Source organism: Pantoea sp. EKM20T (assembly GCF_011800485.1).
GTDB classification, from domain to species: domain Bacteria; phylum Pseudomonadota; class Gammaproteobacteria; order Enterobacterales; family Enterobacteriaceae; genus Pantoea; species Pantoea agglomerans.
Window position 1 is genome coordinate 52,243 of record NZ_JAALFW010000003.1, and the last position, 12,070, is coordinate 64,312.

Below are 12,070 nucleotides of genomic sequence, written 5' to 3' on the forward strand. Positions count from 1 at the left end.
TAATGGGAAGGACGTGTCCGCCTGAATTTTACCCCGACCGCATAATAAAAAATCCACGCCATGGCGTGGATTTTAGGGAGTCTGTCAGACTTCATGGTTTTGATGGAACCCCATGAGACAACAATATTTAATCAGACGTTGAACAGGAAGTTCATCACATCGCCATCTTTCACGATGTACTCTTTACCTTCTGAACGCATCTTGCCGGCTTCTTTAGCACCTTGCTCGCCTTTATAAGCGATGAAATCTTCAAACGCGATGGTCTGGGCGCGGATAAAGCCTTTCTCGAAGTCGGTATGGATTTTACCAGCAGCCTGCGGAGCCGTCGCGCCAACCGGGATAGTCCATGCACGCACTTCTTTTACGCCAGCGGTGAAGTAGGTCTGCAGGTTCAGCAGGGAGTAACCAGCGCGGATAACGCGGTTCAGGCCTGGCTCTTCCAGTCCCAGCTCTGCCATGAACTCGTCACGGTCTTCATCTTCCAGCTCAGCAATGTCCGACTCAACGGCGGCGCACACTGGCACCACGACTGAACCTTCCGCTTCGGCGATAGCGCGCACCTGATCCAGGTACGGGTTGTTCTCGAAACCATCTTCATTGACGTTAGCTATGTACATGGTGGGTTTCAGAGTCAGGAAGCTCAGATAGCGGATTGCCGCTTTGTCGTCCTCATCCAGATTCAGTGAACGCAGCATGCCCGCTTCAGAAAGATGCGGCAGACACTTCTCCAGCGCAGCCAGCTCAGCCTTAGCATCTTTGTCGCCGCCTTTGGCTTTCTTCTGCACGCGCTGAATCGCACGTTCACAGGTTTCAAGATCGGACAGCGCCAGCTCGGTGTTGATCACATCAATATCTTCAGCCGGGTTCACTTTACCCGCCACGTGGATGATGTTGTCGTTTTCAAAGCAGCGCACCACGTGGCCGATCGCTTCGGTTTCACGGATGTTGGTCAGGAACTGGTTGCCCAGGCCTTCACCTTTTGACGCGCCTTTTACCAGACCGGCGATATCGACGAATTCCATGGTAGTCGGCACCACGCGCTGCGGCTTAACAATCTCAGAAAGCTGGTCGAGACGCAGGTCAGGCATCGGCACCACGCCCGTGTTTGGCTCAATGGTGCAGAAGGGGAAGTTAGCCGCTTCGATGCCCGCTTTAGTCAGCGCGTTAAACAGAGTGGATTTACCGACGTTCGGCAGGCCCACGATACCGCATTTGAATCCCATGGTTTGATACCCTTTATAACTGGATGGACAGTGCGTTAGAAGGCGGACTGTCGGAGACGAATTGAAAAATTTCGCGCATTATACACGGAATCACGACGATTCGGGCGTTTAAGCAGGCTTGAAGGCGTGCAGCCGGTTCATCGCCTTGATACGATCCTCTTTCAGCCACAGTTCGGTGCAGCGCGCCGCCTCATCAATGGCATCATCAATCAGCTTCTGCTCACTGGCGGGCGGCTTGCCCAGCACAAATCCGGTCACCTTGTTGCGATCGCCGGGATGCCCGATACCGATGCGCAGCCGATGGAAATTGTTGTTGTTGCCCAGTTTACTGATGATATCTTTCAGCCCGTTATGGCCGCCATGCCCGCCGCCCTGCTTGAACTTCGCCACGCCGGGTGGCAGATCGAGTTCATCATGCGCCACCAGGATCTCTTCTGGCGCGATGCGATAAAAGGTCGCCATCGCCGCCACGGCTTTCCCGCTCAGGTTCATAAAGGTGGTCGGCACCAGCAGGCGCACATCCTCTCCGGCTATCGCCAGGCGCGCGGTATAGCCATAGAATTTGCCTTCCTCTTTCAGTGACTGATTGTGGCGCTCAGCCAGTAAATCCAGATACCAGGCACCCGCATTGTGGCGCGTGGCGGCATATTCAGCGCCTGGATTGGCAAGGCCCACAATCAGTTTAATGCTGCTCACAATGATTATCCTGCTGTTATCGCGAAAGGGCGTTAGTTTACTTCGCCACGGGCGAGATGACAAAGTACAAGCAGCGAAATGGTTCATGACGGTGATTAATCATTTTCCATCGAAATCAACAGGCTGCAATCAGGGCCAGTTAATTATTTATGGCTGATGTGTGATCCACTCCGCAACGTTATCTTCACCCATTGCCTAAGCTTATGGCACTTAACATTGTGTGCGGTTATTGACTCATATGGATGGAGGTGCAGCATGAAACATCAACACTGCCGTGTAGCGGGTAACAGCTTGATGGTACTGGGATTAGTCACAATGGTGCTGGGCGTGGGTTTCTCAATTATGAACCAGCTTCCCTCGCTTGATCTGCCAGATGCGCTGGCGCAGGGCGCAATCCTCGGCATCTTTGTTGGTGCAATGATGTGGCTGGTCGGGGCGGGTCTGAGTGGTCGTGAAAAGGTTGAAGATCGTTATTACTGGCATCGTCACTATGACAAACGTTGTCGCCGGTCACACAATTCTCACCATTAACTGATGCCAGCAGTGACCGGATGCTGCGCGATGCGGTTCCGGCCGCTGGCCTTGGCGTGATAGAGCGCTTTATCCGCCAGTGCGAGTAAATCGTCAAAACCCTGCTGCTGATGCGTGACAGAAGCAAATCCAATGCTCACTGAGTAGGTGATTGAATTGGGTTGTGACGCACAGACAGCCTGCCGAATCGTCTCACACCAGACTTCTGCATCTTTTGCCGCCACGGGAATTATCGCCGCAAACTCCTCTCCGCCCAGTCGCGCAAAACGCCCCTCAGCCGGTATCAATCCTCTGACAATGTCGCAAAAGTGAATCAATATCTGGTCGCCCTGTTGATGGCCATATCGATCGTTAATGCTCTTAAAATGATCCAGATCGAACAGTATCGCGCTAAAAGGTCGGTTCTGACGGCGGCATCGCGCCACAATCTTCTCTGCTTCATTAAATAAAGCCCGACGATTCCAGACGCTGGTCAGAGGATCGTGCATTGAGGCATGCTTTAAGACTGACTGCATCTGTTCATTCACCATGGCCAGGATAGTAAATGTCAGACCGATGACAAACAGAATCGATTCCAGGATGACGTAAATTGAGAAGTTTGATCCGCCAATGGCGCCAGGCAGCGTGCTGGGAATCGCGCTATCCAGAAACAGGCGAGCGAGGTGAAACAGCAAATGGATCCACAGCAGCAGCTGTGCAGGCCAGAAGGTCACCTTTAGCGTGGCACGCGCCAGCCAGACCAGCTGGATCAGTGCGGCGGTATAGGCAATGCAGGCGATGCAGAGCACCAGCACCCGTTTGGGTAAGCTGTAATAGAACGCCGGGAAACAGCAGAGGAGTGCCCAGAGCAGGGCGCCCAGCAGCCAGTGAGTGCCGATGGGCTTACCGCAGAAGCGCCGGAACGCATTTAACAATCCGCCGTAAGCCAGCATCACTAAAACGTTACCCACTGCAACGGGCAGGAAATGCAGGCCACTGCTGCGCAGGCTACTTAAGAATACGGCAATCAGGGTAAAAACCAGCGACAGGCAGGTGAAGCCGAGAACGCGATCATACTGCGATCCGATCCAGGCAAAAAACATGATGATGCTAAGAAACCCCAGCACATAAAGCTCGCAAACAAATAACGTATAGATATCGAGGCTCATGGCGGTCAGGGTTCTTATGAAAAGTGCGCTGCAAATTACCACTTAACGGCACAGGGCAGAAGCGGGGAACGCGGCGTTTTATCAAAAGAGTGGGTGGCGTTGAAAATAGGCGATTTTGGGGAAATTTATCGCGAAAATATCAGAAAAAGAAGCGCGTTAATCGGGCGCCCGGCAGGCATAAAAAAACCGGGCACAGGGCCCGGTTCCGCAAAGATTAATGCTCGAACATTGCCGAGATTGACTCTTCGTTACTGATGCGGCGAATGGCTTCGGCCAGCATGCCAGATAAGGTCAGCGTGCGCACATTCGGCAGTGACTTAATTTCCTGAGAGAGTGGGATGGTATCGCAGACGATTACCTGGTCGAGCACAGATTTACGCAGGTTTTCAACCGCATTGCCGGAGAAGATCGGGTGGGTCGCGTAAGCAAAGACGCGTTTAGCACCACGCTCTTTCAGCGCTTCAGCCGCTTTGCACAGCGTGCCGCCGGTGTCGATCATGTCGTCGACCAGCACGCAGTCGCGGCCAGCAACGTCACCAATGATGTGCATCACCTGAGAAACGTTCGCGCGAGGGCGGCGTTTATCGATGATGGCCATATCGGTGTCGTTCAGCAGTTTAGCGATAGCACGGGCACGTACTACGCCACCAATATCGGGAGAAACAACAATCGGGTTTTCCAGACCGATCTGCATCATATCTTCCAGCAGGATCGGACTGCCAAATACGTTATCAACCGGGACGTCGAAGAAGCCCTGGATCTGCTCGGCGTGCAGGTCAACCGTCAGAACACGGTCAACACCGACGCTGGAAAGGAAGTCTGCCACTACTTTAGCGGTGATAGGCACACGCGCGGAACGCACGCGGCGATCCTGACGGGCATAACCAAAGTAGGGGATGACTGCGGTAATACGACCAGCAGAAGCACGACGCAGCGCGTCGACCATCACAACCAGTTCCATCAGATTATCGTTGGTGGGGGCACAGGTGGACTGGATGATGAAAATATCACCACCGCGTACATTTTCGTTGATCTGTACGCTCACTTCACCATCACTGAAACGTCCTACAGCGGCGTCTCCCAGGCTGGTGTAAAGGCGGTTGGCAATACGTTGTGCTAGTTCCGGGGTGGCGTTACCAGCAAATAGCTTCATATCAGGCACGAGAAGAACCTCAGGCTTTGCGTCCAGAGAATGAACGGCATGACTGTAACCGGCGCGTACGGTCATGTGCGTTCACACGGGTGTGTTGATGCGAAACGTGCAGTGTCCGGAACGTGGTGACACTGTCACGCATTCGCTAATCGCCTCGCAGGGTACGCTGTAGCGGCGAAACATTTACGCCCCGGGCTACAAATGCGCGTACCCCATTCGGGGCAAGCTCCAGCACCTGGCGGGCAGCAGACTCGGTGTCGAATTCAGCAAACACACAAGCGCCCGTGCCAGTCAGGCGTGACGGCGCGTATTCTAGCAGCCAGGAAACAAGCTCATCAACCTCACGAAAACGTTTTCTTACCACTGCTTCACAATCATTGGTGAAGGGTGATGCTAAAAGCGTCGATAAACTGCGCGATGGAGTATCTCGCGTCAGTTCGGGGTCGTTGAATACTACTGGGGTGCTGATATTCACGCCGGGATGGGCGACAAGATACCACTTTTCTTCCGGCTCTGCGGGATGAAGTTGTTCACCCACCCCCTGGGCGAAGGCCGCGAAGCCCTGGACAAACACCGGCACATCCGCGCCCAGCTTCACGCCCATCGCCGCCAGCTCATCCGGCGTGAAGCCGGTTTGCCACAGATGATTCAGCGCCACCAGTACGGTTGCCGCATCAGAGGAGCCGCCACCGAGACCGCCACCCATGGGCAGATTTTTCTCAACGGCAATCTGCGCGCCCGCGTGAGCGGACAGGCGATTGTTATCCTGCGCCGCCTGTTTCAGCATGTTTGCGGCGCGGACAATCAGGTTATCCGCATCCGCAACGCCTGCCACGGGCGTTAACAGAGTAATCGAGCCGCTTTGATCGACAGTAATCTGCAGCTGGTCACCGTAATCAAGAAACTGAAACAGCGTCTGCAGGTTGTGATAGCCGTCGGGACGACGGCCGGTGATGTAGAGAAAAAGATTCAGTTTTGCCGGGGCAGGCCAGTGGGTGATCATTGAACGGTCCAGCCGTCCATACGCAGTTTAATCCGCTGGTCACCCTCTTTCAGCTCCAGGCTCGAAGGCAGCGGCGGGGTGACTTTGCTGTCGTAGCCCGCAATAGAGACCTGCCAGTTCTGACCGTCGCGGCTGTAGTTCAGGCTGCTCAGCTGATAGCTCTCGTTGAGCTGATAGTCGGTGGCATCGCCTGGCAGACCCATCATCCACTGGCGCAGATTCGCCAGCGGAATGTTCATGCCGGTCAGCTGCGAAATCATTTTCTGCGCATCGTTGCTGACGTAACGCTTTCCTTTGTTATCGACGATCTGTACCACCGAGCCCTGCGCATCCAGCTGCAGTTCGGTGCTGCCCAGCGGATTGGTCAGCAGCAGGCGATAGCGATCGGGCGCGGTCTGCTGCCAGTTGAAGCGGGCATAGACTTTCTGCTTGTCAGAAAGATAGGCAAAGGCGCCGCGGGTCTGATAGTGCGTGACCTTTGAGACCGCCTGCTGATGCTGTTGCCACTGTGGCGCGGTAACGCTGGGGCCCGGGCCTTGCGGTTTGTTGACGCTACAGGCTGCCAGCAGCACGCTGGCAAGGGGCAAAAGGCGCAACAGATTGCGTGGTGAATTAAGCATCAAGTGGTCATCTCCTCGGACACATTTATTATTCGTAACGGATAACGCTAACCGTCCCGGTTTTAACCGTCAATGCTGTTATGCAGCAAATTGAGCACGATCGGGTTAATCTTATTACAGTCATAGCCTTTGTATGGCTTTTCTTGATCTGCCGCATCTTGTAGAATGCGCCTCACAAAACCCTGACATTATTGGGACATCCCAACCAAAACCACCATGACGCTGCTCGCTCTCGGAATCAATCACAAGACAGCCCCCATTGCTCTGCGCGAACGCGTCTCGTTCGGGCCGGAGACGCTTGAGCAGGCGTTAAACAGCCTGTTATCACAGCCAATGGTGCAGAGCGGTGTGGTGTTGTCCACCTGTAACCGGACTGAACTCTACCTGAGTGTAGAGCAGCAGGCCGACTTACAGGCGCGTCTGGTGAGCTGGTTATGCAATTATCATCAGCTGGATGAAGAGGATGTGCGAAACAGCCTCTACTGGCATCAGGATAACGAGGCGGTCAGCCACCTGATGCGCGTCGCCAGCGGACTCGACTCACTGGTGCTGGGCGAACCGCAAATCCTCGGTCAGGTCAAAAAAGCCTTTGCCGACTCCTCACGCGGTCAGGCGCTGAGCAGTGAACTGGAACGCATGTTCCAGAAAACCTTCTCGGTTGCCAAACGCGTACGTACGGAAACCGATATCGGTGCCAACGCGGTGTCGGTGGCGTTTGCCGCCTGTACGCTGGCCCGTCAGATCTTCGAATCGCTCTCCTCCGTCAATGTCTTACTGGTTGGCGCAGGTGAGACCATTGAGCTGGTGGCGCGTCATCTGCGTGAACATCAGGTCAAAAATCTGATCATCGCCAACCGTACCCGCGAACGCGCCGAAACGCTGGCGTCGGAAGTGGGTGCAGAGGTGATCACCCTGGCGGAGATCGACGCCCGTCTGGCAGAAGCCGACATTATTATCTCGTCAACCTCCAGTCCGCTACCGATTATCGGTAAGGGGATGATGGAGCGCGCGCTGAAAGCGCGACGTAACAAGCCAATGCTGCTGGTCGATATTGCGGTTCCGCGCGACGTAGAGCCGGAAGTGGGCGACCTGCCTAACGCCTATCTCTACAGCGTGGATGACCTGCAGGCGATCATCGAGCAGAACCTGGCGCAGCGCAAAGCGGCCGCGGTTCAGGCCGAAAGCATCGTGGTTCAGGAAAGCAGCGAATTCATGGCGTGGCTGCGCTCACAGGGCGCGGTGAATACGATTCGTGAATATCGTTCTCAGGCGGAAGAGATCCGCGCTGAGCTGGAAGGCCGTGCGCTGCAGGCGCTGCAGCAGGGTGCCGATCCGCAGAAAGTCATGCAGGAACTGGCGCACAAGCTGACCAACCGTTTAATACACGCTCCAACTAAATCACTTCAGCAGGCCGCCCGCGACGGCGATAATGAACGCCTGCAGATTTTACGCGACAGCCTGGGTCTCGATTAGGCACACCGCTGTCGCCACCTGTTACGGGAATCCCACATTTAAATGAAAACCTCTATAGTTGCCAAACTGGAAGCCCTGCAGGAGCGCCACGAAGAAGTGGAAGCGATGCTGGGCGATGCAGGCGTGATCGCCGATCAGGAGCGTTTCCGTGCGCTGTCACGCGAATATGCTCAGCTGACCGATGTGACCCGTTGCTTCCGCGACTGGCAGCAGGTGCAGGAAGATATCGAAACCGCGCAGCAGATGCTCGACGATCCTGAAATGCGTGACATGGCGCAGGAAGAGTTGCAGGAAGCGCGTGAGAAGAGTGACGTGCTGGAGCAGCAGTTGCAGGTTCTGTTGCTGCCGAAAGATCCGGATGATGAGCGCGCCTGTTTTATCGAAGTGCGCGCCGGAACCGGCGGCGATGAAGCGGCGATTTTCGCCGGCGATCTCTTCCGCATGTACAGCCGCTATGCCGAAGCGCGTCGCTGGCGCGTGGAGATCATCAGCGCCAACGAAGGCGAGCATGGCGGTTACAAAGAAGTGATTGCCCGCGTCACCGGCGAAGGTGCCTATGGACGCCTGAAGTTTGAGTCAGGCGGCCATCGCGTGCAGCGCGTGCCGGAGACCGAATCCCAGGGCCGCATTCATACCTCAGCCTGTACCGTTGCCGTGATGCCGGAAATCCCGGAAGCGGAACTGCCGGAAATCAATGCGGGCGATCTGAAGATCGATACTTTCCGCTCATCCGGCGCAGGCGGTCAGCACGTTAACACCACCGACTCCGCTATTCGTATTACCCACCTGCCAACCGGTATCGTGGTGGAGTGTCAGGACGAACGTTCACAGCATAAAAACAAAGCCAAAGCGCTGGCGGTGCTGGGCTCGCGTATTCATGCTGCAGAGATGGCCCGCCGTCACGCCGCCGAAGCCAGTACCCGACGCAACCTGCTGGGCAGCGGCGATCGTTCTGACCGTAACCGCACCTACAACTTCCCGCAGGGCCGCGTGACCGATCACCGGATCAACCTGACCATCTACCGTCTGGATGAAGTGATGGAAGGAAAACTCGACAGCCTGATTGAGCCGATTGTTCAGGAGTACCAGGCCGATCAGCTGGCGGCGCTGGCTGGTCAGGATTAATGGATATTCGTCACTGGCTGAAACAGGCGGTCGCCACGCTGTGCGGTGGTGATAGTCCGAAGCGTGACGCAGAGATCCTGTTAGGTTTTGTGACCAGCAAATCACGCAGCTGGTTAATCGCCTTTGATGAAACGGTGCTCAGCGACGAACAGCTGACGCAGCTGGATAGCCTGCTGGCGCGTCGCGCCCGCGGTGAGCCGGTGGCGCATCTGGTGGGCGAGCGCGAGTTCTGGTCGCTGCCATTGCGCGTCAATGACGCCACGCTGATCCCGCGCCCGGATACCGAACTGCTGGTTGAACAGGCGCTGGCGCATCTGCCCGCGACACCGGCAACCATTCTGGACATGGGCACCGGCACCGGAGCGATTGCGCTGGCGCTGGCCAGCGAGCGTCCCGATTGTCAGGTGACCGGCGTGGATCGCATTGAAGCCGCCGTTGAACTGGCGAGCAGTAATGCGCAGCAGCTCAGCCTCACCAATACCACCTTTCTGCTCAGTCACTGGTTCCAGGCGCTGATGCCACAGCGCTTTACCCTCATTGTCAGCAACCCACCCTATATAGATGCCAGCGATGTTCATCTGGAGCAGGGTGACGTGCGCTTTGAACCGCGCAGCGCGCTGGTAGCGGATGAAGCGGGACTGGCGGATCTGCGCACGCTGATCGAGCAGGCACCTGCGTGGCTGTTGCCGGGGGGCTGGCTGCTGCTGGAACATGGCTGGCAGCAGGGCGAGGCGGTCGCCACGCTGATGCGGCAAAAAGGCTATCACGCCGTGGAAACCGTCGATGATTACGGTGGCAATCCGCGTGTGACCTTAGGCCAGTTCCCTTCATAAAAGCGCTTTGAGAAGGATTCATGATGTTCGCCTTTTATCCCCTGATTAAAAATCTGCACATCTTAACGGTGGTGCTTACCGTGACGCTGTTCCTGCTGCGGTTTTACTGGCTGCGCCGTGGATCGGCAATGATGACGAAACGCTGGGTGCGCATCCTGCCGCACGCTAACGACACCCTGTTACTGGTGACCGGCGTCTCGCTGGTGATGATTACCCACTTCTATCCCTTTACACCGCAAGGAAGCTGGCTGACGGAGAAGCTTTTAGCGGTTATCATCTACATCGCCTTAGGATTTGTGGCATTGAGTCGCCGTCCACGCACTGATCGCACCCGCTGGATCGCTTTTCTGGTAGCGTTAATCGCCCTGGTGACCATCATTAAGCTGGCGCTGACCAAAATGCCGTTATGGGGATAGCATGACCTCGACCGAACAATTAGATTTCAGCCAGACACCGCTGTGTGAAGCGGTGATTGGTGCCACGCTTGCCATCCGCGCCGATTTCCCGGCGTTGTCGGTGGAAGCACAACTTGCGGCGTTAGTCGCCGAAGCACGTGACTATGTCAGCCATACTGAAGATGCTGACATGCAGCTCGAAAAGCTGCTGGAACTGTTCTATCGCCAGTGGGGATTTTGCGGTGCCAGTGGCGTCTACAATCTTTCTGATGCCCTCTGGATCGACAATGTGCTGAAGACCCGTCGTGGCACGGCGGTGTCACTGGGCGTTATCCTGCTGCACATCGCCGCCGAGCTGGAACTGCCGCTGATGCCGGTGATCTTCCCGACGCAGCTGATTCTGCGCGCCGACTGGATTGATGGCGATAAGTGGATGATCAACCCGTTTAATGGCGAAACGCTTGACCGGCACACGCTGGAAGTGTGGCTCAAAGGCAATATCAGCCCGACAGCGCGTCTGTATGACGATGATCTCGACGAAGCCAAAACCGTCACCGTGATGCGCAAGATGCTCGACACGCTGAAAGCGGCATTAATGGAAGAGAAGAAGATGGAGCTGGCGCTGAACGTCAGTCAGGTGCTGTTGCGTATCGATCCTGACGATCCCTACGAAATCCGCGATCGCGGTTTGATCTACGCGCAGCTGGAGTGCGAACATATCGCCCTGAATGATTTAACGTACTTCGTTGAGCAGTGTCCTGAAGACCCGGTCAGCGAAATGATCAAAGTTCAGATTCACGCAATCGAACAAAAACAGGTCACGCTGCACTAAGCGGACCCACTGAAAAGGAAAGGGCATGACACAGAAAGTCGTGAGTATTGGCGATATCAAAGTTGCAAACGATCTGCCATTTGTGCTGTTTGGCGGGATGAACGTTCTGGAGTCGCGCGACCTGGCGATGCGCATCTGCGAACACTACGTTACCGTCACCAGTAAGCTTGGTATTCCTTACGTATTCAAAGCGTCATTTGATAAAGCGAACCGCTCCTCTATTCACTCCTATCGTGGCCCTGGCCTGGAAGAGGGGATGAAGATTTTCCAGGAGCTGAAGCAGGCTTTCGGCGTCAAAATTATCACGGATGTGCATGAAGCGTCCCAGGCGCAGCCGGTCTCTGAAGTGGTTGATGTGATCCAGCTGCCCGCGTTCCTGGCGCGTCAGACTGACCTGGTGGAAGCGATGGCGAAAACCGGCGCGGTCATTAACGTCAAGAAGCCCCAGTTCGTCAGCCCGGGTCAGATGGGCAACATCGTTGATAAGTTCGCTGAAGGTGGCAACGAGCAGGTCATCCTGTGCGATCGCGGCAGCAATTTCGGCTACGACAATCTGGTTGTCGACATGCTCGGCTTTAACGTGATGAAGAAAGTCACCAAAAACAGCCCGGTGATTTTCGATGTCACCCATGCGCTGCAGACGCGCGATCCGTTTGGCGCAGCATCAGGCGGTCGTCGTGCTCAGGTGGCTGAGCTGGCGCGTGCCGGTATGGCGGTTGGCATTGCCGGTCTGTTTATCGAAGCGCACCCGGATCCTGAACACGCCCTGTGTGACGGCCCATCCGCGTTGCCGCTGGATAAGCTGGAGCCATTCCTGGTGCAGATGAAAGCGATTGACGATCTGGTGAAAAGCTTCCCGGAACTCGATACCAGCAAATAAGTTTGCAGTAAAAAAGAGCACTGAGTCGCTTAATAAGATGGTGGGAAAGTGCTGCTGGATTCGCTGTGAAATTGAGCCAGTTCAGAGAACAGGGGCAGATCGAAAAGACGCTAAAGCCATCCATGGCCGCTCGGCCCGCGCCGTCCCTGGCGCGGGAC

Annotated in this window: 13 protein-coding genes; 7 read left to right on the plus strand and 6 right to left on the minus strand. The window is 55.7% G+C overall.

What is annotated here, in order from left to right; genetic code table 11:
- Positions 1 to 131: 131 nt before the first annotated feature.
- Positions 132 to 1,223: a redox-regulated ATPase YchF gene (gene ychF, locus HFD94_RS06190; RefSeq protein WP_010245885.1), complete on the minus strand. Its 1,092-nt coding sequence runs from the start codon at positions 1,221 to 1,223 to the stop codon at positions 132 to 134.
- Positions 1,224 to 1,331: 108 nt separating this feature from the next.
- A complete protein-coding gene (pth, locus tag HFD94_RS06195) occupies positions 1,332 to 1,919 on the minus strand; it encodes an aminoacyl-tRNA hydrolase (RefSeq protein WP_010245882.1) in 588 nt (195 codons plus the stop codon).
- Between the two features lie 255 nt (positions 1,920 to 2,174).
- Between pth and ychH the strand changes: the two genes are divergently transcribed.
- Positions 2,175 to 2,450: a stress-induced protein YchH gene (gene ychH / locus HFD94_RS06200; RefSeq protein WP_010245880.1), complete on the plus strand. Its 276-nt coding sequence runs from the start codon at positions 2,175 to 2,177 to the stop codon at positions 2,448 to 2,450.
- Here the strand turns inward: ychH and HFD94_RS06205 are convergent.
- The 4 genes from HFD94_RS06205 to lolB all read right to left on the minus strand — a co-directional run bounded on the left by HFD94_RS06205 (position 2,447) and on the right by lolB (position 6,374).
- Complete coding sequence (locus tag HFD94_RS06205) at positions 2,447 to 3,598, minus strand: GGDEF domain-containing protein (protein WP_122888950.1); 1,152 nt, start codon at positions 3,596 to 3,598, stop codon at positions 2,447 to 2,449. The two genes, ychH and HFD94_RS06205, sit on opposite strands and share 4 nt — an antisense overlap.
- A 214-nt stretch (positions 3,599 to 3,812) precedes the next feature.
- Positions 3,813 to 4,760 (minus strand): ribose-phosphate diphosphokinase, encoded by a 948-nt coding sequence (gene prs / locus HFD94_RS06210; protein ID WP_010245874.1) that lies wholly within the window; start codon positions 4,758 to 4,760, stop codon positions 3,813 to 3,815.
- Positions 4,761 to 4,896: 136 nt separating this feature from the next.
- Positions 4,897 to 5,754 carry a 4-(cytidine 5'-diphospho)-2-C-methyl-D-erythritol kinase gene (gene ispE, locus HFD94_RS06215; RefSeq protein ID WP_010669983.1) on the minus strand — a complete coding sequence of 286 codons (858 nt, stop codon included), beginning with the start codon at positions 5,752 to 5,754 and terminating at the stop codon, positions 4,897 to 4,899.
- Positions 5,751 to 6,374 carry a lipoprotein insertase outer membrane protein LolB gene (lolB, locus tag HFD94_RS06220; RefSeq protein ID WP_010669984.1) on the minus strand — a complete coding sequence of 208 codons (624 nt, stop codon included), beginning with the start codon at positions 6,372 to 6,374 and terminating at the stop codon, positions 5,751 to 5,753. Before lolB ends, ispE begins: the two co-directional genes overlap by 4 nt.
- 216 nt (positions 6,375 to 6,590) lie before the next feature.
- Between lolB and hemA the strand changes: the two genes are divergently transcribed.
- The 6 genes from hemA to kdsA are packed head-to-tail and all read left to right on the plus strand — an operon-like array spanning position 6,591 to position 11,912.
- The gene (gene hemA, locus HFD94_RS06225; RefSeq protein ID WP_010669985.1) at positions 6,591 to 7,847 is read left to right on the plus strand and encodes a glutamyl-tRNA reductase; all 1,257 of its coding nucleotides are present in this window, start codon (positions 6,591 to 6,593) and stop codon (positions 7,845 to 7,847) included.
- Between the two features lie 42 nt (positions 7,848 to 7,889).
- The gene (gene prfA / locus HFD94_RS06230; RefSeq protein ID WP_010245863.1) at positions 7,890 to 8,972 is read left to right on the plus strand and encodes a peptide chain release factor 1; all 1,083 of its coding nucleotides are present in this window, start codon (positions 7,890 to 7,892) and stop codon (positions 8,970 to 8,972) included.
- Positions 8,972 to 9,805, plus strand: coding sequence for a peptide chain release factor N(5)-glutamine methyltransferase (gene prmC, locus HFD94_RS06235; protein ID WP_167432923.1), 834 nt, complete (start codon positions 8,972 to 8,974; stop codon positions 9,803 to 9,805). Before prfA ends, prmC begins: the two co-directional genes overlap by 1 nt.
- Before the next feature lie 23 nt (positions 9,806 to 9,828).
- Positions 9,829 to 10,221, plus strand: a complete 393-nt coding sequence (locus HFD94_RS06240; protein WP_045140430.1) for a SirB2 family protein — start codon at positions 9,829 to 9,831, stop codon at positions 10,219 to 10,221.
- A 1-nt stretch (position 10,222) separates the two neighbouring features.
- Positions 10,223 to 11,032: an invasion regulator SirB1 gene (gene sirB1, locus HFD94_RS06245; protein ID WP_010669988.1), complete on the plus strand. Its 810-nt coding sequence runs from the start codon at positions 10,223 to 10,225 to the stop codon at positions 11,030 to 11,032.
- Between the two features lie 25 nt (positions 11,033 to 11,057).
- Positions 11,058 to 11,912 (plus strand): 3-deoxy-8-phosphooctulonate synthase, encoded by an 855-nt coding sequence (gene kdsA, locus HFD94_RS06250; protein WP_010669989.1) that lies wholly within the window; start codon positions 11,058 to 11,060, stop codon positions 11,910 to 11,912.
- Positions 11,913 to 12,070: the final 158 nt, after the last annotated feature.

What these genes read in the sequence shown, in the direction of transcription:
- kdsA (WP_010669989.1), top strand. Translation starts at nt 11,058, where the DNA reads ATGACACAGAAAGTCGTGAGTATTGGCGATATCAAAGTTGCAAACGAT.
- ychF (WP_010245885.1), bottom strand. Translation starts at nt 1,223, where the DNA reads ATGGGATTCAAATGCGGTATCGTGGGCCTGCCGAACGTCGGTAAATCC.
- ychH (WP_010245880.1), top strand. Translation starts at nt 2,175, where the DNA reads ATGAAACATCAACACTGCCGTGTAGCGGGTAACAGCTTGATGGTACTG.
- HFD94_RS06240 (WP_045140430.1), top strand. Translation starts at nt 9,829, where the DNA reads ATGTTCGCCTTTTATCCCCTGATTAAAAATCTGCACATCTTAACGGTG.
- prfA (WP_010245863.1), top strand. Translation starts at nt 7,890, where the DNA reads ATGAAAACCTCTATAGTTGCCAAACTGGAAGCCCTGCAGGAGCGCCAC.
- hemA (WP_010669985.1), top strand. Translation starts at nt 6,591, where the DNA reads ATGACGCTGCTCGCTCTCGGAATCAATCACAAGACAGCCCCCATTGCT.
- sirB1 (WP_010669988.1), top strand. Translation starts at nt 10,223, where the DNA reads ATGACCTCGACCGAACAATTAGATTTCAGCCAGACACCGCTGTGTGAA.
- ispE (WP_010669983.1), bottom strand. Translation starts at nt 5,754, where the DNA reads ATGATCACCCACTGGCCTGCCCCGGCAAAACTGAATCTTTTTCTCTAC.
- HFD94_RS06205 (WP_122888950.1), bottom strand. Translation starts at nt 3,598, where the DNA reads ATGAGCCTCGATATCTATACGTTATTTGTTTGCGAGCTTTATGTGCTG.
- lolB (WP_010669984.1), bottom strand. Translation starts at nt 6,374, where the DNA reads ATGCTTAATTCACCACGCAATCTGTTGCGCCTTTTGCCCCTTGCCAGC.
- prmC (WP_167432923.1), top strand. Translation starts at nt 8,972, where the DNA reads ATGGATATTCGTCACTGGCTGAAACAGGCGGTCGCCACGCTGTGCGGT.